This is a genomic window from Flavonifractor sp. HCP28S3_F3 (genome assembly GCF_052065355.1).
Lineage (GTDB): Bacteria > Bacillota > Clostridia > Oscillospirales > Oscillospiraceae > Flavonifractor.
The window spans coordinates 86,936-110,870 of record NZ_JBQHUF010000008.1 but is presented as its reverse complement, the minus strand read 5'-3'; the positions used below and the strand labels follow the sequence as shown (position 1 = coordinate 110,870).

Below are 23,935 nucleotides of genomic sequence, written 5' to 3'. Positions count from 1 at the left end.
GAATACAATGCAAATAGGGAATGTCGATATTCGAGAATAGAGGTGAGAAACATGCCCCGGCCAAAATTCCAGACCCTAACCGAGCAGATGTATTATATCCTGCTCTGCCTCAGCAAGGAGTGCTGCGGCATGGATATCATGGAGCGTATCCCGGCCATGACAGGGGGCCGGGTGCGGGTGGGATCGGGCACTCTGTATAACCTGCTGGAGCAGTTCGCGGAGGCGGGGATGATCCGGGAGACCAGAGCGGAGGGACGCCGCCGGAGCTACGTGCTTACCGACAAGGGAAAAGAGGCTCTGTCGGGGGAATACCGCCGCATCTGTGCCCAGGCCTGGGACTACCGGGCTGTATTTGGGGAGGAGGAGCAGCCATGAAGGACCGCAAGTGGGATTTTATTCCCTTTTCCTACTATGACCGCACCACTATGGAGCGCCACCTGGAAAAGCGGGCAGCTCAGGGCTGGCTGCTGGAGCGGATGAGCAACCTGGGCTGGTACTATCGGCGGATCGAGCCCAAACAGCTCCATTTTACCGTTACCTATTATCTGCGGGCCTCCCAGTTTGACCCGGAGCCCACCGAGGAGCAGCAGGAGTTCCACGACTTCTGCCTCCAGTCCGGCTGGAAGCTGGCGGCCACCTCCGGACAGATGCAGGTCTTTTACAATGAGGACCCAGATCCGGTACCCATCGACACCGAGCCCTCATTGGAGCTGGAACGGATCGGGAAAATGATGAAGCGGGTGCTGCCCTTCCAGTTTATCCTGCTGGTCATTGGGTTCTGCATGGGGGGCTCCTGGCTGTGGTCCCTGACCCACCGGCCCATTGACCTGCTGTCCAGCGCCTACAACCTGGCTACCGGGGCCATCTGGCTGATGCTCTTTCTGTGGTGCGCCGTCGATCTGTTCCGCTACTTCACCTGGCGGCATAAGGCCAAAAAGGCCGCGCCCCTGGGGGAGTTCGTGCCCACAAAGGGGTGCCATAAGCTGCTGCTGGCTATGCTGGTGGTGACGGTGCTGTCCCTTGCCTATCTTCTCATTGCCGACCGGAAGCCCGGCTTCCGGCTGGTACTGATCCTCATGCTGGCGTGCTACGCCCTGCTGTTCGTGGTGGTCAACGGGGTAAAAAACTTCCTCAAGGCACGGAAAGCCTCCCGGGCCCTCAACCGGGGCGTTACCCTCACGGTGGATGTGGTGCTGGCTTTCGTCCTGATGGGAGGCATCATGGGCGGGCTGCTCTGGGGCATCACCACCGGGCGGATCTCCTCCATGGAGGAACTGATCGACCCGCCCCTGTCGGTGGAGGAGCTGACCGGAGTGGAGGATGACCGCTATATCACCCGGCGGCAGGCGGATTCCACCTTTTTGATTACCGAGCGGAACTTCTATCAGCACATCTTCTACGACCAGCTCCAGCCGGGAGAGCGGTTTGCCACCTTGGATTACACCATTGTGGACGTCCACCTGCCCCTCCTGTACGACTGGTGCGTGGAGGAGCTGCTCCACGACCGGGACGACTGGACAGCGGAGACAGAGGACGGGGAGGAGGTGCGCCTCTACACCTACAAGGCTGCAGACCCCGCTCCCTGGGGGGCGGAGCAGGCGTATCAGCTGTGGGTGAGGGGCGAGCGGGCATCCACCACGTATCTGGTGTGCTGGCCGGGACGGATCGTGGAGCTGGAGCCTGACTTTGAACTGACCCAGACACAGATGACCCTGGCGGCAGAAAAGCTGGCGCCATGACAACGAAAAACGCGGACGGCTGGAAGCCGTCCGCGTTTTTGTATGCGTTTATCCGATGGCTTTTTCCGCCGCCTCGATGACGTGGCGGGCCAGCACCGAAGTGGTCACCGCGCCCACGCCGCCGGGGACAGGGGTGATGGCATCCACCGTAGTCTCCGCCGCGGCAAAGTCCACATCGCCCACCAGATTGCCGTTTTCGTCCACGTTGATGCCCACATCCAGCACCACCTGGCCGGGAGCCAGGCACTGGGCGGATACCGCTCCCGCCTTGCCTGCCGCGGCCACCAGCACCTCCGCCCGGCGGCACTCGGCGGCCAGATCGGCGGTGCGGGTGTGGCAGATGGTGACGGTGGCGTGACGGCCCAGCAGCAGCATAGATACCGGCTTGCCGATGACCAGGCTGCGGCCCACCACCACCGCCCGCTTGCCCTTCAGCTCATAGCCGTAGTGGTCCAGGATCTCCAGACAGGCCTGAGCGGTGCAGGGGGGATAGCCCGCGCCGCTGCCGGAGAATACCGCCGCCAGGGACCCGGCGGTGATGCCGTCCACATCCTTGGCGGGGGAGAGGGCGGCGCAGGCCGCCTGTTCATCCATGTGCTTGGGCAGGGGACGGAACATGAGACAGCCGTGGATGGAATCATCCCGGTTGATCTCCTCGATGACCTCCATCAGATCGGTCTGGGTGGCCTCAGAGGTGAGCAGGAACTGCCGTACGGCGATGCCCACCTTTTCGCACCGCTTCAGGGCGCCCCGCTCGTAGGACAGGTCCTCCGGCCGCTCGCCCACCCGGACGATGGCCAGGGTGGGGGTCACGCCCTTTTCCGCAAGGGCCTGGGCCCGGGGGATCAGCCGCTCGGTGAGGGCGGCGGCCACAGGGGCGCCTTTCCAAAGTTCCGCCATCACACAAACCTCCCCATCACCGCGTCATATACCTGCCGGGCAATGACGCTGTATTTTTCCACCAGGGCGTCCACTTCCGCGTCCATGGCCTGGGCAAAGGCCCGGTCAGCCATGCTCTTGGTGTTCACCCGCACGTTGAGGGCGGCGCCGTACAGGGTGCTCTGGCAGAAGATCACCCCGGTGCCTACGTCGGAGAGCATAATGACGCTGCCCTTGTCCAGCATCTCACGGTGGAGGTCAATGGCCTCGCAGCTCAGCCGCAGGATAGCCATGGGGGTGGCGGCGGCGTCCTGGAGGCACTTCTCCATAACAGCCTCCCGGCTGGGGTCGTCCTTGGGGATGGCGTAGGCTTTGGACAGCGGCTCAAAGGCCTCCGCGTCGGCGTCCACCAGAGCCAGCAGCCGGGCGCGGATGTCCTCGGCTTTGGCCATGAGGGCCTTCACGTCCTCCTCCACGTCGGCGTATTTTTTCTTACCCACGGTGTAATTGCCCACCATGGTACACAGGGCGGCGCCCAGGGCGCCCACCAGGGCGGAGGCGCCGCCGCCGCCAGGGACAGGCGCCTTGGAGGCCAGGGCGTCCAGGAAGCCCTGACAAGTCTGTTCAGCGGTGTTCATCAGCGGGCACCTCCCTTTAAAACAGTCCGGAGATCTTGCCGTTCTCGTCCACATCCACCTTCTCGGCGGCAGGTACCTTGGGCAGACCGGGCATGGTCATGATATCGCCGGTGAGGGCCACCAGGAACCCGGCTCCGGCGGACACCTTGATGTTGCGCACCGTGACGGTGAAGCCGTCGGGAGCGCCCAGCAGGGTCTGGTCATCGGAGAAGGAATACTGGGTCTTGGCCATGCAGATGGGCAGACCGCCGAAGCCCAGAGCGGTGAGCTCCGCCGCCTGCTTCTTGGCGGCGGGGGTGAGGACCACGCCGTCCCCGTGGTAGACCTTCTTCACGATGTCGGCCAGCTTGGCCTCGATGCTCTGGTCCAGCTCATAGGCGAAGAGGAACTGGTTGGGCTGCTCGCACAGGCGGATGACCTCCTCGGCCAGGGCCATGCCGCCCTCGCCGCCCTTGGCCCACACTTCGCTGAGTGCCACGTTGACCCCCAGCTCCTTACACTTGTCCTCCACCAGCTTCAGCTCGGCCTCGGTGTCGGTGGGGAAGCGGTTGATGGCCACCACACAGGGCAGACCGTAGACGTTGGTGATGTTCTCCACGTGGCGCAGCAGGTTGGGCAAGCCCTTTTCCAGGGCGTCCAGGTGCTCCTTGCCCAGCTCGGTCTTGGGGCAGCCGCCGTGGTGCTTCAGGGCACGGACGGTGGCCACCAGCACCACCGCCGCGGGGTGGAGGTCGGCCAGCCGGCACTTGATGTCCAGGAACTTCTCCGCGCCCAGGTCGGCGCCGAAGCCCGCCTCGGTGATCACATAGTCTCCCATCTTGAGGGCCACTCGGGTGGCCATGACGGAGTTACAGCCGTGGGCAATATTGGCGAAGGGGCCGCCGTGGATGAAGGCGGGAGTGCCCTCCAGGGTCTGGACCAGGTTGGGCTTGATGGCATCCTTCAGCAGGGCGGCCATGGCGCCCTCGGCCTTCAGGTCGTGGGCGGTGATGGGAGCGCCGCCGCGGGTGTAGGCCACCACCATCCGGCCCAGCCGGGCCTTCAGGTCGGACAGGCTGGTGGCCAGACAGAGCACCGCCATGATCTCGGAGGCCACGGTGATGTCGAAGCCGTCCTCCCGGGGCACGCCCTGCATCCGGCCGCCCAGGCCGCACACGATATTGCGCAGCTGCCGGTCGTTCATGTCCACGCAGCGCTTCCAGGTGATGTGTTTGACGTCGATATCCAGCTCATTGCCCTGCTGGATGTGGTTGTCCAGCATAGCGGCCAGCAGGTTGTTGGCCGCCCCGATGGCGTGGAAGTCGCCGGTGAAGTGGAGGTTGATGTCCTCCATGGGCACCACCTGGGCGTAGCCGCCGCCGGCCGCGCCGCCCTTGACGCCGAACACGGGGCCCAGGGAGGGCTCCCGCAGGGCAACCACCGTGTTCTTGCCCAGCCGCCGCATGCCGTCGGCCAGACCCACCGTGGTGGTGGTCTTGCCCTCGCCGGCGGGGGTGGGGTTGATGGCGGTGACCAGGATCAGCTTGCCATCGGGTTTGTCTGCCCGGTCGGCCAGCAGCTTCAGGTCGATCTTGGCCTTGTACTTGCCGTAGTACTCCAGATAATCCTCGTCCACCCCGGCTACCGCCGCGATGTCCCTGATGTGCTTCATTTCACAGGCCTGTGCGATCTCAATATCAGACTTGACTTCCATGATGACACTCCTCCCCATAGCGCGAAAAAGACAGGGGAGATGCCGGCTTGTACCGTCATCTCCCCTCCATTTCCAAAAGTTTCCCGTATGACCGCAGGCGGCCGCCCGCAGTGTTTCTAATGGTATGGTATCATCCTTTGTTTTCCTTGTCAACCGGACTTAGCCCCAGCGATAACCGCATACCAGGCCGGTAATCACGCCGAGGCATTCCAGGAAGTCAGTTTCCGCCACGATGATGTCCTTGTATTCCAGGCTGGGCGCCACCAGGCGGGTGACGCCCCGGCGGCGGACCGAGCGGCGCAGGAGCAGCTCCTGGTTGAGCTGATACAAACCGTAATCCTCTTTGCCAATGGGGCCGCGGCGGCAGAGCAGGACGGAGCCGGAAGGATAAATGGGTTCCATGCAGCCGTCCCGCAGCAGCACGGTGAAGTCAGCCTGCCGGACAGCGGGATCGGTCTCAGGCAGGAGGATGGTTCGGACTGGTCGTGAGACGCCCTCTGGTGCTGGGGAGGCGTAGCAGAAGGTGCGCCTGACGGGGACGGTGCCGGCCAGCAGACCTGCGGGCACCCGCAGCAGGGAGGCCATGGCGGACAGGGCGTGCTTGGCCCCGGTGTCCAAACGGCGGTATTGGGTGACGAAACGCGCCTCCTCCGCGGACAGTGAGAACAGACCGTCCTCTGTATAGGCGTTGAAGCAGCACTCAGTGGGCAGCTCATCGTCCAGCAGGTAGTGGACGGACACCCGGAACACCTGGGAGATCCGGTCCATATGTTCCGCCGCCGGGTGCTTGGTTTGGCCGGAGAAGATCTTGTTCAGCGTGCCAACCGGGATATTGGAGAGCTGAGCGGTCTGCTCCGTGGTCAATCGGCATTGCTTTTTCAGATAGGCCAGCTTTTCCACCATCAGGGACATAGTACCCCTCCTGTTCTCCGGCAAAAACCGGATGTGGTAAAAATTCCGGAGAAGCGATTCAAATGGGCGCCGGCCGTTGACAATCTGCGCGAGATACACTATACAGAATATGTGGAAAGGGAAGACCACAACATGTAGGAAATGAGGGAGGAGATAGCGAATCATGCGCAGATCGGACAACGGTAAGGGCGTTTGCGGTATTATAGCATGCGGCCTTCTCGGATCCGGTCGAATCAAGTCGATGACCCACGAAAGAAGAAATACCATGAAATGAGGAGAGAGGAGCAATGAAAAACAACCGCGTGATGTATCGGGTCTTTCTGGACGAGACCACCCGGCCCCAGATGTACGGCATCCGGAGCCGGGGCGGCGTGTGTGTGAGCCGCATCTCGACTGATTTCCAGGAAGTGAACCGTCTGGCTGAGTGCTGCAACAGCGCGGGGCTTTCGCCGGTGCATCTGGCCGACGTGGTGGAAGATTTCCGGCGCTCTTGAGGGGGAGCGAAAAAAGCCGCCGTCACCCCTTGACCGCGGCACGGGAATCCATTAAAATCTGAAATAAGGCAATCGGCTGAATGAGAAGAAGGAAAAGCCACCCGCCAGGGTGGCTTTTTCGTCATGTCCGGAAGAGGGGATCGGGATGGAAAAGAGAGAAGGCGGCGTACTGCGCTTTTGGAAAAAGGAGCCGGTGCTCTGCATCGCGGCGGTATGCGCCCTGATTTCGGTGGCCCTCAATCCACCTTCGGCGGCCTATCTCAACTACATCGACTGGCGGGTGCTCTCCCTGCTGTTCTGTCTGATGTCTGTGGTGGCCGGTCTCCAGGAGTGCGGCGTGTTCGCCGTGCTGGCCCAGCGGCTGCTGGCAGGGGAGCGGCGGATGCGGTTCGTGACTCTGGTGCTGGTGCTGCTGCCCTTCTTTGTGTCCATGCTGGTGACCAACGACGTGGCGCTGATCACCTTTGTGCCCTTTGCCATTCTGGTGCTGGGCCTCATTGGGCGGACGGAGCGTCTGATTTATATTGTGGTGCTCCAGACCATCGCCGCCAACCTGGGCAGCATGGCCACCCCTGTGGGCAACCCCCAGAACCTGTACTTATATGCCAACTATGAGCTGACCGCCGGTCAGTTTTTCTCCGTGACCCTTCCGCTGTCTCTGGTGAGCCTGGTGGGACTGGTCATCGCCGCCCTGTGCGTCAAGCCGGAGGGCATCCGGGTGGCTTTCGCCGAGCAGGCCCACATTCAGTCCCGGGGCAAGCTGGGTCTGATGGCGGGGCTGTTCCTGCTGTGCCTGCTGTCGGTGTTCCGGGTGCTGCCCTATCCCGCACTGCTGGCCATCGTTCTCAGCGCCATGGTGATTTTTGACCGGCCTCTGTTCCGCAGGGTGGACTACGGCCTGCTGGCCACATTCTTCTGCTTTTTCCTGTTTGCCGGCAATGTGGGAGCCTGTCCGCCTATCCACGACGCCATCGCTGCCCTGATGGAGGGCCGCACCGCCCTCACCGCCGGCCTGGCCAGTCAGGTCATCAGCAATGTGCCGGCGGCGGTGCTCCTCTCCGGCTTTACCGCCGACTGGCGGGGTTTGCTGATGGGCACCAATATTGGCGGCCTGGGTACCCCCATCGCCTCCCTGGCCAGCCTCATTTCCCTAAAAAGCTATCTGAAGTCTCCCGGCGCCCGGCCGGGCCGCTATTTGCTGGTGTTCACCGCTGCCAATGTGGTGGGCCTGGCGGTGCTCTGTCTGACGGCTTTCCTGCTTCCCGGCTGAGGAAGGGAGAAATTTCCCTTGCACCGGAGGGTTATGTATAGTATAATAACATGCTCTATTTTTTAGGCAATTATTGAAGGATCATAGAGAGGGTTCGGCATGAATCGTACACTGGAACATATCCTCCCGCGGGTGCAGAAGCCCGCCCGCTATACCGGGGGAGAATACAACGCAGTGGTGAAGGACCGCCGCAGCGTGGATGTGCGCTACGCGCTGTGCTTCCCTGATACTTATGAAATCGGCATGTCCAATTTGGGCATGCGGATCCTCTACGGCGTGATGAATGAAATGGACGGCGTGTGGTGCGAGCGGGTGTTCGCCCCCTGGCTGGACATGGAGGAGGAGATGCGCCGGGAGGGCATCCCCCTGTACGGCCTGGAGAGCGGGGATTCCATCGCTGATTTTGACCTGATCGGCTTCTCCCTGGGCTATGAGATGGCCTACAGCAATGTGCTCAACATGCTGGACCTGGCAGGGCTGCCCCTGCGCAGTGAGGAGCGCTACGGCCTGTCTCCCATCGTGGTGGCCGGCGGCACCTGCGCCTATAACCCCGAGCCTCTGGCGCCCTTTGTGGACCTGTTCGTGCTGGGTGAGGGTGAGGAGGTCAGCCAGGAGATCATCCACCTCTACCGCAAGGCCCGGGACGAGTACTGGAGCAAGGAGGAGTTCCTGGTGGCCGCCGCTCAGATCGGCGGCGTCTATGTGCCCTCCCTGTATCAGGTGTCCTACAAGAGCGACGGCACCCTGGAGTCGGTGACCCCCACGGAGGGGGCTCCGGCGGTGGTGACCAAGCGGATCGTGCAGGACTTTGACCACAGCTATTTCCCGGTGAAGACCATCGTGCCCTCCACCGAGATTGTCCACGACCGGGTGATGCTGGAGCTGTTCCGGGGCTGCATCCGGGGCTGCCGGTTCTGCCAGGCGGGATACGCCTACCGGCCCGTGCGCGCCCGTGACCCGGAGATCCTCATTCAGCAGGGTATCGAGGCCTGCAAGGACTCCGGCTATCAGGAGATGACCATGTCCTCTCTGTCCACCAGCGACTACCGTCCTCTGGAGCACCTGTGCGACGGCCTGCTGGAGTGGTGTGAGCCCAACAAGGTCTCCCTGTCCCTGCCCTCCCTGCGGGCGGACAACTTCTCCCTGGGCCTGATGGAGCGGGTGCAGCATGTCCGCAAGTCCGGCCTGACCTTCGCGCCCGAGGCGGGTACCCAGCGCCTGCGGGACGCCATCAACAAGAACGTCACCGAGGAGGACCTGCTCCGCTCCTGCCGCACCGCCTTCTCCGGCGGCTGGAGCAGCGTGAAGCTGTACTTCATGCTGGGCCTGCCCACCGAGACCGACGAGGATGTGCTGGGCATCGCCGACCTGGCGGAAAAGGTGTACCAGACCTGGAAGGAGGTCACCCCCAACCCCAAGCGGGGTGTGACCATCACCGTGTCCACCGCCTGGTTCGTGCCCAAGCCCCACACCGCCTTCCAGTGGGAGCCCCAGATCTCCATGGAGGAGTACCTGCGGCGGGTGAAGCTGCTGCGGGAGCACATGCGGGGCCGTTCCATCAAATATAACTGGCATGACTCTCAGACCAGCTTCCTGGAGGCGGTCTTCGCCCGGGGCGACCGGAAGGTGGCCGAGGTCATCGAGTATGCCTGGCGCCACGGCGCCAAGTTCGACGCCTGGAGCGAGGGTTTCGACTTCGACCGCTGGATGGAGGCTTTCCAGGCCTGCGGCGTGGACCCCGCCTTCTACGCCAACCGCACCCGGGAGAAGGACGAGCTCTTCCCCTGGGACGTGACCTCTGTGGGCGTGACCCGTTCCTTCCTGTGGCGGGAGCGGGAGCAGGCCTATGCGGCGGTCATCACCCCCGACTGCCGGGCCAAGTGCTCCGGCTGCGGAGCCAATCGATTCTGTCCGGGAGGGAAATGCGATGCATAGACTGGCCTTTTCCAAGGCGGACACCGCCAAATTTATCTCCCACCTGGACCTGATGCGTACCTTCCAGCGGTCCTTCCTCCGGGCGGGCATCGCCATCAAGCATACTGAGGGCTTTAATCCCCACGCCTTCGTCTCCATCCCTCTGCCCCTGTCCGTGGGCTTTTCCAGCGGGTGCGAGGTGCTGGAGTGCCAGGTGCTGGACACCCCTCTGGACCAGGTGCCGGCCAAAATGAACGCCGCCCTGCCCGCCGGTATCACCGTCAACCGCTGCTATGAGGCGGTGCGTCCGGTGAAGGAGCTCAGCTATGTAAACTACATCGTCACCATGGAGTATGAGGCCGGCGCACCCTTCGGCGCCGAGTCTGCCATCCAGGACCTGCTGGCCCGGGAGACCCTGGTGATGGAGAAGCGGAGCAAGAAGGCCAAGAGCGGTAAGGTGGAGGTAGACCTGATCCCCCTGATCCGCCAGGCCACTGTGGAGGAGCGGCGGGACACCATTACCCTGGACCTGATCCTGAAGGCCCAGAATCCGGGCCTGAACCCGGAGCTGGTGGTGGCGGCCATCCGCCAGCACTGCCCTGACGCCTTCCCGGACTATGTCAGCTTCCACCGGCGCTCAGTGCTGGACGAGCGCCTTCAGAACTGGGAATAATGGAAACATGAAAAAGGACACGGCCTGTGCGCCGTGTCCTTTTTTGCTGTATTCCATCGAAAAAGAGAAATTTGGAAAAGCCGCAAAATGTTGCCCTCCAAGGGCTTTGGGGGTGGAAGGATTTGGACTGCCCGGGTTCGTTGACAGGTGGATAAAAGCTGATATAATAGCGTCCCGGTATGAATTGCGTGAGAAATACATGTCGCACATTCTGTAAACTGAATGCAATTTGGAGGAAATAACCGATGGATGCAAAAAAACCGCTGGCCCTGCTTTTGACACTTTCCATGGGCCTTTCTGCCGGCCTGCCGGCTCTGGCTGCCGACACGGACAAGCCCACCCTGCCGGACGTGGAGCAGAGCTGGGCGGCTGATTCCATTCAGCGCTGGCTGGATGCCGGCCTGGTGGAGGGCAACCACGCCGGTCTGTTTCAGCCCACCGCCAACCTGACTCGGGGCGAGCTGGCCACTATTTTTGCCCGCATGCTGGGTCTGACGGAGAAGGCGGAGAACCGCTACGCCGACCTGAAGGGCGACGAGTGGTATGCCGACGCCATTCTGAAGTGCACCGCCGCCGGCATCATGGAGGGCGACGGCGCCAACGCCAACGCCGAGCGCACCATTACCCGTCAGGAGACCATGGTGATGTTTGCCCGGGCCATCGGCATCCGGGAGGAGGGTATGCCCGACCTGAGCCAGTTTACCGACGGTGACACTGCCGCCGCCTGGGCGGCCGGCTACCTGGATCCTCTGGCTGAGCTGGGGATCCTCAGCGGCGTGGAGGACGGCTCCCGCCTGGCGCCTCTGGCCCAGATCGACCGTGCTTCCACCATGGCCCTGCTGGACAAGGCCATCAGCGACTATGTGACCGGCTCCTCCACCGTGACCGCGGAGGATGCCAACCGCTTTGTGGTGGTGAACGCGGGCCAGACCGCCGCCCGCAGCGGCAGTGTGGTGGAGGTCTCCGGTGAGACGGCCGGCCTGGTGGTGGCTTCCGGCAGTGCCGGAGCCAAGATCACCGCCCGGGACCTGGAAAGCGGCCTGGTGAAGGTGGACGCTCCCGTGTCCCTGACCCTGTCCGGCGCCAGCGCCGCCGGGTACATGAGCGTCAATGCCGACGCCCAGCTGAAGGTGGAATCCGGCGCCTCCGTGCAGGAGCTGGAGCTCAATGCCTCCGCCCAGGTGGACAACCAGGGCACCATTGACAAGGCCGGCGTCAACGCAGACGGCGTGGTGCTGGATGGCAAGCTGCCCGGCAGCCTGGAGGTGGCCGACGGCGTGGAGCAGCCCACCGACAGCGAGGGCAACCAGGTTGGCGGCGACGGCGAGAATGGCGGCGACAACAACGGCGGTTCTGACGGCGGCAACAACGGCGGCGGCTCCGGCGGCGGCGGTGGCACCCCTGCCGATCCCGCGCCCACTGTCTCCCAGGTGACCGAGGAGGACGGCAAGGTGACCATCCGCTTCTCTGAGGCCCTGTACACCAAGGAGGACGGGGTGCTGACCAAGATCGGCAGCTCCGGTACGCCCGAGGGCGACGCGGTGAACAACAGCGCCCTGGAGGGCCTGGGCTACACCATCTCCGGCGAGGTGCAGATCACCAACCTCTATGTGGATAACGAGACCGAGTTCGTCTGGACCTTTGACTTCAACAGCGCCAAGCTGGGCGACGGCATGCGCTACGATAAGGAGCTCTTTGACGCTGCGGGCAACTCCGCCGGCTATCTCACCGCCCGCCGCCATGTTGCCCTGAAGGACGACGAGGGCCGCACCCCCTATTATGTGTGGACCGTTGCCTTTGAGCAGGAGGCCGGCGCCGACATTGCCGCTCCCAAGCTGGAGAAGGAGAGCGTGACCCTGCTGGGCGACGACGATACCCTGACCCTCACCGTGCCCGTGTCCGACCAGGGCGAGCTGGCCTACCTGGAGGTGGACCACAGCCTGGAGGAGAGCTTCCCCGAGTTCACCGTGGAGGCCAAGGACCAGGAGATCCTGGACGAGGAGAGCGGCATTGGTGCCTCCGTCCGCTACACCGACACCGTGGGTGAGCAGAAGTGGGAGATCACTTTCAACCCCGCCGCCACCAAGCTGCTGCGGGAGGCCGCCGACGGCAGCCCCATGACCTTCTACTTCTCCGTGAAGGACAAGGCGGGCAACCAGTTTGGCTCCATGTACTTTGTGGAGGAGGAGATGACTGTCTCCGACGTGTCCGTGCCTCTGGATACCACCGCTCCCACCGTGGCGGGCTTTGAGATCGACGGCGTTTCCGTGGAGGACGGCGCCACCGTCAACTTTGACGAGGGCCAGGAGTTCACCAGCCTGACCGTCATCCTCAGCGAGGCTGTGGTAGCCGGCGACGGGGAGCTGAAGATTACCATCGCCGAGGAGGAGTTTGGTACCTTCGTCATTGACGAGGAAGACCCCACCAAGCTCCACATCACCGTCACCAATGAAAACGGCAACAAGTTTGTGGCCGGTGAGTTCCAGTTTGACCTGGCTGCCGGCGTCCTGAAGGATGCCGCCGGCAACGAGAACGAGGAGCTGTCCTACACCATCAATTTCGAGCAGAATCCTGCCTGATTGCAGGGAGCGCCGCGGGAAACCGCGGCGCTCCTTTTTTATTGCAGCCCTGAGAGCAGATCCTCCAGCAGATCGTCCACCTGGGGATAGGACAGCACCGCCTGACGGATGCCCATATTCTGGGCCAGCCGCAGCTTTTTGCGGATGGAACCGGCGTCGTCGAAGAGGACGAAGTGGGCTCCGTTTTCCCGGGACATGTAAGTAAAGTAGTGGGCGCACAGCTCGGTGGAGAAAAAGACGGAGGGGGAGCGTTCCTCCAGCATAGTGCTGAGCTGTTCCCGGGGCAGCGGCCGGCCCTGGCCGTCCAGAGAGGGGAGGAAGAAGTCCTCCGCCACCCGCTCCACCGCCAGCACCGCCCGGTCGCCGAACCGCTCCCTGACCTCGGACAGCCGCTGGGTTAGGGAGCCACCGGACAGGGCGGAGGAGATCAGCACCCTGGCTCGGCTGGTGTGGGGGCCATAGGCCTCGGGCACGTAGAGGGGCCAGCCCCGCTTTTCCAGCAGGCCCTCCAGCTCCCGGAGGATCTGGACCAGCAGGGGGAAGGGCCGCCCTTCAAAGTCGCACAGCACCCCGGTGAATCCCCGGGCGGCGCACTCCCGCAGCACCTCCTGACAGAAGGGACCGCTTTCCCCCCGGCCGTCGAAGCCGGTGCAGTCCACCGCCATCAGCCCACCCCGCACCGGCATGGGCAGATTGGCCCGAAACAGATGGGGGCCGCCCCCCACCCGGTAGGCGGCGTGGGCCACCGGCAGTCCGAAGCGGGCCGCCGCCCGGCAGTCTCCCGGCGGCGCGGTGAGGATCAGATCGTATTTTCCTTGCATATTCCAGGTACCCCCTTGTCCATGCTGAGAGAACTGTGTATAATTCTATGCGGACCAATTTGCGATTAGACGAGGTGACACAATGGCTTTTTCCCTGACGGCCCATTGGGCCGGGCAGAGCATCTATGATATCGACCCGGCGGCCTTGGCCAGGCGGGGGATCCGGCTTTTGCTGACCGACCTGGACAATACCCTGGTGCCCTACGGGGTGCCCGAGCCAGACGAGAAAGTACGGGCCTGGACGGCGGAGCTGGCAGAGCAGGGAGTTACCCTCTTTGTCCTGTCCAATAACCGCCACCCGGACCGGCCCAGCCGCTTCTCCCAGGCGCTGGGCGTCCCCTTCATCGGCCACGCCGGCAAGCCCAAGCCCGGCTCTTTCTACAAAGCCATGGAACAGATGGGCTGCACGGCGGAACAGACCGCCATTGTGGGGGACCAGATCTTTACCGATATTTTGGGCGGACGGAACGCGGGTGTGTTTACCCTGCTGGTGGAGCCCATCCGCCTGGCGGGCAACCCCGGCCGCTACCTGCGGTACGCCGTGGAGTGGCCCTTCCGCGCCCTGACGAAAAGGAGAACCAAACCGCTATGAGCGCTATCTTCGGACCGGCGGGCAACGCCGATTCCTTTCCCTATAAATCCTCTGTGGACGCCCCCCGCTGGCTGGCGGGGCTGGGCCTGGATTGCTACGAGTACCAGTGCGGCAAGGGCGTCAACGTAGGGGAGGAGACCGCCAGAAAGGTGGGTGCAGCGGCAAAGGAGGCGGACATCGCCCTGTCCCTCCACGCCCCCTACTTTATCAACCTGGCCAATCCTGACCCGGACAGCCTGAAAAAGACCATCGGCTACATCACCGCAGCCTGTCAGGCGGCGGACTGGATGGGAGCCACCCGGGTGGTTATCCACTCCGGAGCGCTGATGAAGCGCACCAGAAGAGAGGCCCAGGACATTGCCCTGAAATCTCTGAAAGAGGTGGTGGCCGCCTGCGATGACGCCGGCTTCGGCCACATCACCCTCTGTCCCGAGACCATGGGCAAGATCAATCAGCTGGGGGATCTGGACGAGGTGCTGGAGCTGTGCACTCTGGACGGGCGGCTCACCCCCTGCGTGGACTTCGGCCACCTGTACGCCCGCTCCTTGGGAGAGCTGGAGGGCCATGAGGCCTGCGTGAACATGCTGGACCGGATCGCGGAGGTGCTGGGGGAGGAGCGGGCATCCCGCTTCCACAGCCATTTTTCCAAGATCCAGTTCACCCCCAACGGGGGCGAGAAAATGCACCTGACCTTCGATCAGGAGGATTTTGGGCCCGATCCTGCACCCCTGATGGCGGAGGTGGCCCGCCGGGGCTGGAGCCCCACCTTTATCTGCGAATCGGCCGGAACACAGGCCGAGGACGCATTGACCATGAAACGACTCTATCAGAACGCATGATATCAGAAAGGAAGTCTTTCAAATGAACCATCTGAAACAGATTGCAGCCAAGCTGGACGAGTACGGCCTGGACGGAATGCTTATCATGAGCGACCCCGGGGAATACTATGCCATCGGCTTCCACGGCGAGGGCGCGGTGGTGGTGACCAAGACCGAGTGCCGCTATTTCACCGATTCCCGCTATATTGAGGCGGCGGAGAAACTGGTCGCCGGCGCCAAGATCACCATGACCTCCGCCTCCGTGGGCCAGAAGTCCCTGGTCATCCAGGCTGTGGAAGAGCTGGGGGTGAAGAAGCTGGGCTTTGAGGACGGCTACCTGACCGTGGCCGCCTTCCGGGACTACGAGGCTGCTCTGCCCTGCCAGCTGGTGCCCGCGCAGAAGCTGCTGAACACCCTCCGGGCCGCCAAGGACGAGGAGGAGATCGCCCTGATGAAGAAGGCCCAGGAGATCACCGACGCCGCCTTTGACGCCATCCTGAAGTTCATCCAGCCCGGCATGACCGAGCAGGAGATCGCCGCCCGGCTCCAGTACGAGATGCTGTGCCGGGGTGCAGACAAGATGAGCTTCGATCCCATCGTGGCCTCCGGCCCCAACGGCAGCCTGCCCCACGCCATCCCCGGTGAGCGGAAGGTGCAGAAGGGCGACTTCATCACCATGGACTTTGGCTGCAAATATGGCGGCTACTGCTCCGACATGACCCGCACCATCGCCCTGGGCGAGCCCACTGAGGAGATGCGCAAGGTGTACGACACCGTGCTGAAGGCCCAGCTGGCCGGCATCGCCAAGGCCAAGGCGGGTGTGCCCGGCAAGGAGGTCCACATGGCCGCCGCCAAGGTCATCGAGGAGGCGGGCTACGGCCCCTACTTCGGTCACGGCTTCGGCCACAGCGTGGGTATCGAGATCCACGAGTCCCCCAATGCCAACGGCCGGGACGAGACTCCCATGCCCGTAGGCGCCGTGGTATCTGCCGAACCGGGCATCTATCTGCCCGGAAAGTTCGGCGTTCGTATTGAGGATGTGCTCATTTACACCGCTGAGGGCAATGTGGATATCACCAAATCTCCCAAAGAACTGATTATTCTGTAAAAAGCCTTGCAAACAGGGGAATAATGGGGTAAAATAACTTAGCTGAGTTTTTGAATACCTTTTTGGAGAGTGAATAGTAATGCCTACAATTACTGCCAGTGATTTCCGCAACGGCGTGACCTTCGAGATGGATGGTCAGGTCATGCAGGTGGTGGAGTTCCAGCACGTCAAGCCCGGTAAGGGTGCCGCCTTCGTCCGCACCAAGATGAAGAACGTCATCACCGGCGGCGTGACCGAGACCTCCTTCAACCCCACCGCCAAGTTCGAGCAGGCCTATGTGGAGCGCAAGGACATGGAGTACAGCTACAACGACGGCGATCTGTACTACTTCATGGACGGCGAGACCTACGACCTGGTGCCCATCGGCGCTGAGCTGCTGGGCGACAACTTCCGCTTCGTGAAGGAGAACATGGTGTGCAAGATCAACTCCTACAAGGGCAAGATCTTCGCCGTTGAGCCCCCCACCTTCGTGGAGCTGGAGGTCACCGAGACCGATCCCGGCTTCAAGGGCGACACTGCCACCAACGTGACCAAGCCCGCCACCCTGGAGACCGGCGCCGAGATCAAGGTGCCCCTGTTCATCAACCCCGGCGACAAGATCAAGATCGACACCCGTACCGGCGAGTATCTTGAGCGTTGCAAGGCCTAAAGCTGTCTGCTGACAAAAGGAGGGCGTATCATGACGATTTCTGAGAAGGTCGCGTACCTGAAGGGCCTGGCTGAGGGCCTGAACATCGACACCGAGAAGTCCAAGGAAGGCAAGCTCATCTCCGTGATGATCGGCATCCTGGAGGAGATCGGCATGTCCATCGAGGATCTGGAGGAGAACGCCGAGGCTCTGGGCGAGGAGATCGACGCCATTTCCGACGACCTGTCCGACGTGGAGAAGGCCGTGTTCGACGACGAGGACGAGGATGACGACGACTGCTGCTGCGACGACGACGATTTCTTCGAGGTTGACTGCCCCAACTGCGGCGAGACTCTGATGATTGACGAGTCCGTGCTGGAGGAGGGCGTGATCCAGTGCCCCGGCTGCAAGCAGAAGTTTGCTCTGGACCTGTCCGACGACTGCTGCTGTGAGGACGAGGACGACGACTGCGGCTGCGGCTGCGGTTGTGAGGACCACGACCACGAGGAGTAAGATTTCCCGCGATTGAAGAAGGGGATGGCGAAAGCCATCCCCTTTTTGCGTATATTTGTGAAAAATGGCAGAACCCATCCCTTGCGTGTCCGCTGTGCGGCGTAGTATAATAAAGCGGCTGAATTAGATAAGATTAACTTATATGGACGGATGAAGCATGAACAGGGAAGAGACCAAGACAAATCAACGAACTTTGGAGGAAGTGCAGCCCGGCGAACGGGGTACCATCCTGCGGGTGGGCAACGAGAGCGGGCCGGTGAAGCGCCGGCTGGTGGATATGGGCCTGACCCCCGGTACGGAGGTCACCGTGCGCAAGATCGCCCCCTTCGGCGATCCGCTGGAGCTGAATCTGCGGGGCTATGAGCTGTCCCTCCGCAAGTCGGACGCCGCTCAGATCCTCATCGCCACCGGTGAGGAGGGAGAGCGCCGGGCCAAGGTGCGCAAGCAGCGCATGGGCATGGTGCAGCATATCCCCGACGAGGAGACTTTGCGCCGGATGGACGCCGACCATGCTCACGAAGCCGCTGAGCACGGCGGAGAGCCCGACTACGCCAGCCACGACACCCGGGAGATGAAGCTGGCCCTGGTGGGCAACCCCAACTGCGGCAAGACCACCCTCTTTAACGCCCTCACCGGCTCCAACCAGTACGTGGGCAACTGGCCCGGCGTGACGGTGGAGAAGAAGGAGGGCAAGGCGGAGGTGGACGGCAAGCCGGTGACGGTGGTGGACCTGCCCGGCATTTACTCGCTGTCCCCCTACTCCATGGAGGAGATCGTGGCCCGTGACTTTATCGTGGGGGAGCGGCCCGACGCCATCATCGATATCATCGACGCCACCAACATCGAGCGTAACCTGTACCTTACCGCCCAGCTGTTGGAGCTGGAGCGGCCCATGGTCATCGCCCTCAACTTTATGGACGAGGTGGAGAAGCACGGGGACAGGATCGATGTGGACGGCCTGTCCAAGGCGTTGGGGGTGCCCGTCATCCCCATCACTGCCCGGTCGGGCAAAAACATCCAGGAGCTGCTGGAGGTGGCCCACAAGCAGATGCATGTGGGAGTCACCGTGGAGCCCGACGACCTGTACGACGATTTCACCCACCAGATTCACCACAAGGTGGGCGAGCTGATCCACGACAAGGCCTATGCCGCCAATATCCCCGCTCACTGGGCCTCCATCAAGCTCATTGAGGGAGACTCTCTGGTGGAAGAGGCACTGGGACTGGACAGCGCCACCAAGGAAAAGCTGGAGGCGGTCTGTCGGGAATACGAGGGTGCCTATGACCTGGGCGATCGGGAGACGCTCATTGCCGACGCCCGGTATCAGTTCATCCAGAAGGTGGTGGAGAGCTCTGTTACCCGGGGCCGGCCCCTGGGTACGCCCACCCTGTCCGACCGGGTGGACGCCATCGTCACCCACAAATTCCTGGCCATCCCGGTGTTTCTGCTGATGATGCTGGCCATGTTCGCCCTCACCTTCGGTCCCGGTCAGGTGCTGGCCGACGGGGTGGATACCCTCATCGGCGGATATTTTGCGGAATGGGTCCGGGGCGTCCTGGCCGCCGCCGGCACCGCCCCCTGGGTGGAGGCCCTGCTGGTGGATGGCGTCATCGCCGGCGTGGGCGGTGTGCTCACCTTCCTGCCCCAGATCGCCATTCTGTTCCTGTTCCTCTCCTTCCTGGAGGATTCCGGCTACATGGCCCGGGCGGCCTTTATCATGGACCGGCTGCTCCGCCGGTTCGGCCTGTCCGGCAAAGCCTTTATCCCCATGCTCATGGGCTTCGGCTGCACTGTGCCCGCCGTCATGGGCGCCCGCACCATGGAAAATGAGAAGGACCGCCGCATGACCATCATGCTGGTGCCTTTCATGTCCTGCTCCGCCCGGCTGCCGGTGTACGGCTTGCTCACCGCAGCCTTCTTCCCCAAATACGGCGGGCTGGTGGTGTTCTCCCTGTACCTGCTGGGCCTGATCTTTGCCATCATCTCCGGTATCCTGCTGAAAAAGCTGGTGTTCAAGGGCGAGCCCGCCGCCTTCGTGCTGGAGCTGCCTCCTTACCGTCTGCCCACCCTGAAAAACATCGCTCTCCACGTATGGGAGAAAGTGAAGGGCTTCCTGGTCAAGGCGGGCACCCTGATCCTGGCCATGAGCGTGCTGCTGTGGTTCCTCCAGACCTTCGGTGTGGAGAACGGCGCCTTCGGCATGGTGTCCGACGCCGAGTATTCCATCCTGGGCGCCATCGGTTCCTTCCTGGCTCCTGTCTTTGTGCCTCTGGGATTCGGTACCTGGCAGGCCGCGGTGGCCCTCCTCTCCGGCCTCATTGCCAAGGAGATGGTGGTGTCCTCCATGAGCATGTTCTACGGCTTCTCGGTCACCGCCAGCGGCGCCGCCATTGCCGCCGCCCTGGGCGGTACCTTCCAGAGCCCCCTGGCCGCCTACTCCTTCCTGGTGTTCGTGCTGCTCTACGTCCCCTGCGTGGCGGCGGTGTCCACCATCCGCAAGGAGATGAACTCGGTGAAGTGGACCCTGGCCTCCATCTGTTGGCAGCTGTGTGCCGCCTGGCTGGGCTCCTTCCTGGTGTACCAGATCGGCTCCCTGTTTTTGAGGTAATGCTATGCTCAAGATCCTGATCTACATCGGGGTGGCCGCCCTCATTATCTGGGCGGCGGTCTACCTTATTTATCGCTTCCATCAGAGCCTGAAGGGCAAGCGGGGCTGTGACTGCGGCGGCTGCTCCAGCTGCCCCCATACCTACTGCCGCCACCGGAAAACGAAGTAAAAGGAGGATCTCTCTCATGGACGACCATCGCAAACAGCTCCAGGACTGGATCAGCGAAAGCTCTAACATCGTCTTTTTCGGCGGGGCCGGGGTGTCCACAGAGAGCGGCATCCCTGATTTCCGCAGTGTGGACGGGCTGTACAATCAGCAGTACAAATATCCCCCGGAGACCATCCTGAGCCATACCTTCTTTAAGAAGGAGCCGGAGGAGTTCTATCGCTTCTACCGCAACAAAATGCTCTTTCCCGACGCCAAGCCCAACGCCGCCCATTTGAAGCTGGCGGAGCTGGAGCAGGCGGGGAAGCTGAAAGCGGTGGTGACCCAGAATATCGACGGCCTCCACCAGGCGGCGGGCAGCGTGGCCGTGTATGAGCTCCACGGCTCCGTCCACCGCAACTACTGCATGAAGTGCCATCAGTTCTACGACCTGGACTTTATGATGAAGAGCCAGGGTGTGCCTCACTGCCCGGTGTGCGGCGGGACCATCAAGCCCGACGTAGTGCTCTATGAGGAGTCTCTGGATCAGGAGACCATCGAGGCCGCGGTACTGGCCATCTCCCGGGCGGACATGCTGATCATCGGCGGCACCTCCCTGGCAGTGTACCCGGCGGCGGGCCTGATCCGCTACTACCGGGGAAACAAGCTGACCCTGATCAACAAAAGCTCCACCCCCTACGATAGGGAGGCCGACCTGGTCATCAACGCCCCTATCGGAGAGGTGCTGGGGGCCATTCGGGTATAACAGAAGGGCGTCCGTGTGGACGCCCTTCACTTTTTTATTGAAAAACGATAAAAGCCATGGTATACTCTCCCCAAAGGGGGAGATACCATGGAAAAGACTGCCGTGCAGAAGCTGGCCGGAGCATTGAAGATATTGGTCATCATTACCTTTGTGTGTAATCTGATTGCCCTGCTGCTGGTACCTGGAATGGTTCACATCAGTGTACATCAGGGACTGGCGGAGTGGTGGCGATATGATACCGACGATACCCTCGCTATGCTGCTGTTGGGCGGGTGGAGCCAGTGGGGACAGAACGGTGCTTACGCAGATGTGCTGTCGGCTTTTCTTCTGTTCTGCGGCGTGTGCACCGCGGTGGTACTGTGGCAGGCCCGGCGGGTGCTGGACACCGTGCTGGAGGGCTTACCCTTTCAGGAGAAGAACAGCAAAAGCCTCCGATTGGCTGCGGTGTGTAGCTTCCTGATTTCCGCCGCTGCCCTGGTTCGCCTGATCTGGGGTCTGGCGTACTACCGCACCATCGAGCCGCTGCTTTCCTATAACGCCCTGTTTGTCCCCGTATTCTTTATGGCGGGGCTGCTCTGCCTGGTGATGTCCGCCCTGTTCCGCCAGGCGGCGGAGCTGAAGGCAGAAAACGATCTCACCATTTAGGGGGTGGAGCTATGCCGATCATTGTCAACCTGGATGTGATGATGGCCAAGCGGAAAATGAGCCTCAACGAGCTCTCCGCCAAGGTGGATATCACCCTGGCCAACCTGTCCATTCTGAAAAACAACCACGCCAAGGCGGTGCGCTTCACCACCCTGGAGGCCATCTGCAAGGCCCTGGACTGCCAGCCCGGGGATCTGCTGGAGTATGTGTCGGAGGAATCGTCGAATTCTGGAACTTAGGGGATGCATCTGCCCTGTAAGTGTGCTATAATGATGCTTACCGAAATTTTAACAGGGAGGAACTGGGATGAAGCAGGACATGATCCTTATTTTGGACCTGGGCAGCGGCGAAAACGCGCAGCTGGCCCGTGAGATTCGCGCGCTGGGCGTTTACAGTGAGATCCATCCCCACGATATCACGCTGGAGCAGCTGCATGCTCTGCCCAACGTGAAGGGCATCATTCTCAATGGCGGCCCCAACCGCGTGGTGGACGGGGTGGAGATCGACGTCTCCAAGGACATCTACAACTGCGAGGTGCCGGTGCTGCTGGCCGACCACAAGGGGGACGCCCCCTGGCCCGCCGATCCCGAGGAGCGCAAGCAGGCTCTGTCCAACTTTATCTTCGGTGTGTGCGGCGCCCAGGCCAACTGGAACATGGAAAACTTCATCGCCGACCAGATCGAGCTGATCCGCCGGCAGGTGGGTGACAAGAAGGTGCTGCTGGCCCTGTCCGGCGGCGTGGACTCCTCCGTGGTGGCCGCTCTGCTTATCAAGGCCATCGGCAAGCAGCTCACCTGTGTCCACGTCAACCACGGCCTGCTCCGCAAGGGTGAGCCTGAGCAGGTGGTGCAGGTGTTCCGCCACGAGATGGACGCCAACCTGATCTATGTGGACGCGGTGGACCGCTTCCTGGACAAGCTGGCCGGCGTGTCCGACCCCGAGCGCAAGCGCAAGATCATCGGCGAGGAGTTCATCCGCGTCTTTGACGAGGAGGCCCGCAAGCTGGAGGGCATCTCCTTCCTGGGCCAGGGCACCATTTACCCCGATATCATCGAGTCCGGCACCAAGACCGTGAAGGCGGTGAAGAGCCACCACAACGTGGGCGGCCTGCCTGAGAATCTGGACTTCGAGCTGGTGGAGCCCCTGAAGATGCTCTTTAAGGACGAGGTGCGTGCCTGCGGCAAGGCCCTGGGCCTGCCCGACAACATGGTGTACCGTCAGCCCTTCCCCGGCCCCGGCCTGGGCGTGCGCTGCCTGGGTGCCATTACCCGTGACCGGCTGGAGGCCCTGCGTGAGTCCGACGCCATTCTCCGGGAGGAGTTTGCCAAGAACGGCCTGGAGGGCAAGGTGTGGCAGTACTTCACCATCGTGCCTGACGTGAAGAGCGTGGGCGTCCGGGACGGCAAGCGGGCCGACGAGTGGCCGGCCATCATCCGTGCCGTCAACACCGTGGATGCCATGACCGCCACGGTGGAGAACGTGCCCTTTGACCTGCTCCAGCACATTACCTACCGCATCACCCATGAGGTGAAGGGTATCAACCGTGTCCTGTACGACCTGACGCCCAAGCCCACCGGCACCATCGAATGGGAGTAAGATAGTAAACCCGGCAAAGCGTTGTAACACAATGCTTTGCCGGGTTTTTATCTGCTGGCTGTGAATCGAAGGCTTATCGGGCTGACCGTGCTGTAGAACTGCAAGCGCCTTTTATGGTATCATATTCAAAGACGGCAGACGCCAAAATATAGGGCAGGAGAGAACGATGGTCATCTTAATAACAGGAGCATCTCACACTGGGAAAACTGCACTTGCTCAAAAATTGCTTGAGAAGTATAAAATCCCTTATTTATCAATCGATCACTTGAAGATGGGACTTATCCGCAGCGGCTATACGAAACTGACGCCGGAAGAAGATACTGCGCTCACGGATTATTTGTGGCCTATTATTCGCGAAATGATAAAAACCGCCATAGAGAATGGGCAAAATCTGATCATTGAAGGGTGCTATATTCCCTTTGACTGGTCAAAAGACTTTGCAAATGAATATCTCTCCCATATAAAATACTATTGCCTTATTATGAGTAAAGATTATATCAAAAATCATTTTGCTGATATCAAAGGATATTCCAACATAATAGAAAATCGTTTAAGTGATGGATGCACCATAGAAACTGTATTGGAGGACAATGCACGGTTTTTGGAACTTGCACAAAAGTACAATGCAAATTATATGCTTATTAAAGACAAGTATGAGGTAGATATTGACCTGTAATTGATGGTTTTCCATCTCTAGCTTTCTGCGATATTATATCTAAATTTGCCGAGTGAGAATAATGAAATCAAAAAAAGCGAAGCGCCGTTTTACGGCGCTTCGCTTTTTTTACCTCAACCGACAGGTTGTAGAAGTTGCCTAAAAAGTGCCGTGATTTTTTGTGATTGAAATTGATTAAAAAAGATTGAAAGTGATCGACAATGATGATATATTGAAAGCACAAAAAGA

The 23,935-nt window shown here is 61.5% G+C and carries 24 protein-coding genes; 19 read left to right on the top strand and 5 right to left on the bottom strand.

The genetic code is table 11. The features are described 5' to 3' along the window. The first annotated feature begins 51 nt into the window (after window positions 1-51). Window positions 52-375, top strand: coding sequence for a PadR family transcriptional regulator (locus ACTNB1_RS09175; protein WP_441169006.1), 324 nt, complete (start codon window positions 52-54; stop codon window positions 373-375). Then, on the top strand, window positions 372-1,739 hold the full coding sequence (locus ACTNB1_RS09170; protein WP_441169005.1) for a DUF2812 domain-containing protein: 1,368 nt from the start codon (window positions 372-374) through the stop codon (window positions 1,737-1,739). The genes ACTNB1_RS09175 and ACTNB1_RS09170 overlap by 4 nt, the downstream gene beginning before the upstream one ends. A gap of 48 nt (window positions 1,740-1,787) precedes the next feature. Here the strand turns inward: ACTNB1_RS09170 and ACTNB1_RS09165 are convergent, their stop codons facing one another. From ACTNB1_RS09165 to ACTNB1_RS09150, 4 genes are all read right to left on the bottom strand, one after another. Further along, entirely contained in the window at window positions 1,788-2,639 is an 852-nt protein-coding gene (locus ACTNB1_RS09165; protein ID WP_441169003.1) for a bifunctional 5,10-methylenetetrahydrofolate dehydrogenase/5,10-methenyltetrahydrofolate cyclohydrolase, read from the bottom strand. Next, a complete protein-coding gene (locus ACTNB1_RS09160) occupies window positions 2,639-3,256 on the bottom strand; it encodes a cyclodeaminase/cyclohydrolase family protein (RefSeq protein ID WP_441169001.1) in 618 nt (205 codons plus the stop codon). The genes ACTNB1_RS09165 and ACTNB1_RS09160 overlap by 1 nt, the downstream gene beginning before the upstream one ends. Window positions 3,257-3,272: 16 nt before the next feature. Beyond that, a complete protein-coding gene (locus ACTNB1_RS09155; protein ID WP_441168999.1) occupies window positions 3,273-4,949 on the bottom strand; it encodes a formate--tetrahydrofolate ligase in 1,677 nt (558 codons plus the stop codon). A gap of 159 nt (window positions 4,950-5,108) precedes the next feature. Further along, window positions 5,109-5,861, bottom strand: coding sequence for a helix-turn-helix domain-containing protein (locus ACTNB1_RS09150; protein ID WP_441168997.1), 753 nt, complete (start codon window positions 5,859-5,861; stop codon window positions 5,109-5,111). Between the two features lie 287 nt (window positions 5,862-6,148). Between ACTNB1_RS09150 and ACTNB1_RS09145 the strand changes: the two genes are divergently transcribed. The 5 genes from ACTNB1_RS09145 to ACTNB1_RS09125 all read left to right on the top strand — a co-directional run bounded on the left by ACTNB1_RS09145 (window position 6,149) and on the right by ACTNB1_RS09125 (window position 12,791). Then, on the top strand, window positions 6,149-6,355 hold the full coding sequence (locus ACTNB1_RS09145) for a DUF6514 family protein (RefSeq protein ID WP_441168995.1): 207 nt from the start codon (window positions 6,149-6,151) through the stop codon (window positions 6,353-6,355). Window positions 6,356-6,500: 145 nt separating this feature from the next. Next, window positions 6,501-7,625 (top strand): SLC13 family permease, encoded by a 1,125-nt coding sequence (locus tag ACTNB1_RS09140; protein WP_441168993.1) that lies wholly within the window; start codon window positions 6,501-6,503, stop codon window positions 7,623-7,625. 99 nt (window positions 7,626-7,724) lie between these two features. Then, on the top strand, window positions 7,725-9,560 hold the full coding sequence (locus tag ACTNB1_RS09135) for a TIGR03960 family B12-binding radical SAM protein (protein ID WP_441168992.1): 1,836 nt from the start codon (window positions 7,725-7,727) through the stop codon (window positions 9,558-9,560). Then, complete coding sequence (locus tag ACTNB1_RS09130) at window positions 9,553-10,212, top strand: TIGR03936 family radical SAM-associated protein (protein WP_441168990.1); 660 nt, start codon at window positions 9,553-9,555, stop codon at window positions 10,210-10,212. Before ACTNB1_RS09135 ends, ACTNB1_RS09130 begins: the two co-directional genes overlap by 8 nt. A gap of 245 nt (window positions 10,213-10,457) precedes the next feature. Beyond that, on the top strand, window positions 10,458-12,791 hold the full coding sequence (locus ACTNB1_RS09125) for an S-layer homology domain-containing protein (protein WP_441168988.1): 2,334 nt from the start codon (window positions 10,458-10,460) through the stop codon (window positions 12,789-12,791). Window positions 12,792-12,829: 38 nt separating this feature from the next. Here ACTNB1_RS09125 and ACTNB1_RS09120 read toward each other — a convergent pair whose 3' ends face one another. After that, window positions 12,830-13,612, bottom strand: a complete 783-nt coding sequence (locus ACTNB1_RS09120; RefSeq protein WP_441168986.1) for a hypothetical protein — start codon at window positions 13,610-13,612, stop codon at window positions 12,830-12,832. 82 nt (window positions 13,613-13,694) lie between these two features. Between ACTNB1_RS09120 and ACTNB1_RS09115 the strand changes: the two genes are divergently transcribed. From ACTNB1_RS09115 to ACTNB1_RS09060, 12 genes are all read left to right on the top strand, one after another. After that, a complete protein-coding gene (locus ACTNB1_RS09115) occupies window positions 13,695-14,204 on the top strand; it encodes a YqeG family HAD IIIA-type phosphatase (protein WP_441168984.1) in 510 nt (169 codons plus the stop codon). After that, entirely contained in the window at window positions 14,201-15,043 is an 843-nt protein-coding gene (locus ACTNB1_RS09110) for a TIM barrel protein (protein WP_441168983.1), read from the top strand. Before ACTNB1_RS09115 ends, ACTNB1_RS09110 begins: the two co-directional genes overlap by 4 nt. 22 nt (window positions 15,044-15,065) lie before the next feature. Beyond that, complete coding sequence (locus ACTNB1_RS09105; RefSeq protein ID WP_441168981.1) at window positions 15,066-16,130, top strand: M24 family metallopeptidase; 1,065 nt, start codon at window positions 15,066-15,068, stop codon at window positions 16,128-16,130. A 79-nt stretch (window positions 16,131-16,209) separates the two neighbouring features. Further along, window positions 16,210-16,779: an elongation factor P gene (gene efp / locus ACTNB1_RS09100; protein ID WP_441168979.1), complete on the top strand. Its 570-nt coding sequence runs from the start codon at window positions 16,210-16,212 to the stop codon at window positions 16,777-16,779. Window positions 16,780-16,809: 30 nt separating this feature from the next. Further along, complete coding sequence (locus tag ACTNB1_RS09095; protein ID WP_441168977.1) at window positions 16,810-17,271, top strand: CD1247 N-terminal domain-containing protein; 462 nt, start codon at window positions 16,810-16,812, stop codon at window positions 17,269-17,271. Window positions 17,272-17,428: 157 nt separating this feature from the next. Further along, window positions 17,429-19,879 (top strand): ferrous iron transport protein B, encoded by a 2,451-nt coding sequence (gene feoB, locus ACTNB1_RS09090; RefSeq protein WP_441168976.1) that lies wholly within the window; start codon window positions 17,429-17,431, stop codon window positions 19,877-19,879. A 4-nt stretch (window positions 19,880-19,883) separates the two neighbouring features. Further along, entirely contained in the window at window positions 19,884-20,048 is a 165-nt protein-coding gene (locus ACTNB1_RS09085) for a FeoB-associated Cys-rich membrane protein (RefSeq protein ID WP_130871101.1), read from the top strand. A gap of 16 nt (window positions 20,049-20,064) precedes the next feature. Next, window positions 20,065-20,790 (top strand): NAD-dependent protein deacylase, encoded by a 726-nt coding sequence (locus ACTNB1_RS09080; RefSeq protein WP_441168974.1) that lies wholly within the window; start codon window positions 20,065-20,067, stop codon window positions 20,788-20,790. A gap of 87 nt (window positions 20,791-20,877) precedes the next feature. Further along, the gene (locus tag ACTNB1_RS09075) at window positions 20,878-21,435 is read left to right on the top strand and encodes a DUF2975 domain-containing protein (protein WP_441168973.1); all 558 of its coding nucleotides are present in this window, start codon (window positions 20,878-20,880) and stop codon (window positions 21,433-21,435) included. An 11-nt stretch (window positions 21,436-21,446) separates the two neighbouring features. Next, the gene (locus tag ACTNB1_RS09070; protein WP_441168972.1) at window positions 21,447-21,674 is read left to right on the top strand and encodes a helix-turn-helix domain-containing protein; all 228 of its coding nucleotides are present in this window, start codon (window positions 21,447-21,449) and stop codon (window positions 21,672-21,674) included. A 67-nt stretch (window positions 21,675-21,741) separates the two neighbouring features. Next, window positions 21,742-23,031 (top strand): glutamine-hydrolyzing GMP synthase, encoded by a 1,290-nt coding sequence (gene guaA / locus ACTNB1_RS09065; RefSeq protein WP_441168970.1) that lies wholly within the window; start codon window positions 21,742-21,744, stop codon window positions 23,029-23,031. A 166-nt stretch (window positions 23,032-23,197) separates the two neighbouring features. Further along, complete coding sequence (locus ACTNB1_RS09060) at window positions 23,198-23,707, top strand: phosphotransferase-like protein (protein WP_441168969.1); 510 nt, start codon at window positions 23,198-23,200, stop codon at window positions 23,705-23,707. Window positions 23,708-23,935: the final 228 nt, after the last annotated feature.

Bases quoted from the DNA above. Each gene is read 5' to 3' on its own strand.
- ACTNB1_RS09115 (WP_441168984.1), top strand. From the start codon at position 13,695: ATGGCTTTTTCCCTGACGGCCCATTGGGCCGGGCAGAGCATCTATGAT.
- efp (WP_441168979.1), top strand. From the start codon at position 16,210: ATGCCTACAATTACTGCCAGTGATTTCCGCAACGGCGTGACCTTCGAG.
- ACTNB1_RS09175 (WP_441169006.1), top strand. From the start codon at position 52: ATGCCCCGGCCAAAATTCCAGACCCTAACCGAGCAGATGTATTATATC.
- ACTNB1_RS09105 (WP_441168981.1), top strand. From the start codon at position 15,066: ATGAACCATCTGAAACAGATTGCAGCCAAGCTGGACGAGTACGGCCTG.
- ACTNB1_RS09125 (WP_441168988.1), top strand. From the start codon at position 10,458: ATGGATGCAAAAAAACCGCTGGCCCTGCTTTTGACACTTTCCATGGGC.
- ACTNB1_RS09075 (WP_441168973.1), top strand. From the start codon at position 20,878: ATGGAAAAGACTGCCGTGCAGAAGCTGGCCGGAGCATTGAAGATATTG.
- ACTNB1_RS09160 (WP_441169001.1), bottom strand. From the start codon at position 3,256: ATGAACACCGCTGAACAGACTTGTCAGGGCTTCCTGGACGCCCTGGCC.
- feoB (WP_441168976.1), top strand. From the start codon at position 17,429: ATGAACAGGGAAGAGACCAAGACAAATCAACGAACTTTGGAGGAAGTG.
- ACTNB1_RS09120 (WP_441168986.1), bottom strand. From the start codon at position 13,612: ATGCAAGGAAAATACGATCTGATCCTCACCGCGCCGCCGGGAGACTGC.
- ACTNB1_RS09110 (WP_441168983.1), top strand. From the start codon at position 14,201: ATGAGCGCTATCTTCGGACCGGCGGGCAACGCCGATTCCTTTCCCTAT.
- ACTNB1_RS09165 (WP_441169003.1), bottom strand. From the start codon at position 2,639: ATGGCGGAACTTTGGAAAGGCGCCCCTGTGGCCGCCGCCCTCACCGAG.
- ACTNB1_RS09135 (WP_441168992.1), top strand. From the start codon at position 7,725: ATGAATCGTACACTGGAACATATCCTCCCGCGGGTGCAGAAGCCCGCC.
- ACTNB1_RS09170 (WP_441169005.1), top strand. From the start codon at position 372: ATGAAGGACCGCAAGTGGGATTTTATTCCCTTTTCCTACTATGACCGC.
- ACTNB1_RS09130 (WP_441168990.1), top strand. From the start codon at position 9,553: ATGCATAGACTGGCCTTTTCCAAGGCGGACACCGCCAAATTTATCTCC.
- ACTNB1_RS09155 (WP_441168999.1), bottom strand. From the start codon at position 4,949: ATGGAAGTCAAGTCTGATATTGAGATCGCACAGGCCTGTGAAATGAAG.
- ACTNB1_RS09145 (WP_441168995.1), top strand. From the start codon at position 6,149: ATGAAAAACAACCGCGTGATGTATCGGGTCTTTCTGGACGAGACCACC.
- ACTNB1_RS09070 (WP_441168972.1), top strand. From the start codon at position 21,447: ATGCCGATCATTGTCAACCTGGATGTGATGATGGCCAAGCGGAAAATG.
- ACTNB1_RS09095 (WP_441168977.1), top strand. From the start codon at position 16,810: ATGACGATTTCTGAGAAGGTCGCGTACCTGAAGGGCCTGGCTGAGGGC.
- ACTNB1_RS09140 (WP_441168993.1), top strand. From the start codon at position 6,501: ATGGAAAAGAGAGAAGGCGGCGTACTGCGCTTTTGGAAAAAGGAGCCG.
- guaA (WP_441168970.1), top strand. From the start codon at position 21,742: ATGAAGCAGGACATGATCCTTATTTTGGACCTGGGCAGCGGCGAAAAC.
- ACTNB1_RS09080 (WP_441168974.1), top strand. From the start codon at position 20,065: ATGGACGACCATCGCAAACAGCTCCAGGACTGGATCAGCGAAAGCTCT.
- ACTNB1_RS09060 (WP_441168969.1), top strand. From the start codon at position 23,198: ATGGTCATCTTAATAACAGGAGCATCTCACACTGGGAAAACTGCACTT.
- ACTNB1_RS09085 (WP_130871101.1), top strand. From the start codon at position 19,884: ATGCTCAAGATCCTGATCTACATCGGGGTGGCCGCCCTCATTATCTGG.
- ACTNB1_RS09150 (WP_441168997.1), bottom strand. From the start codon at position 5,861: ATGTCCCTGATGGTGGAAAAGCTGGCCTATCTGAAAAAGCAATGCCGA.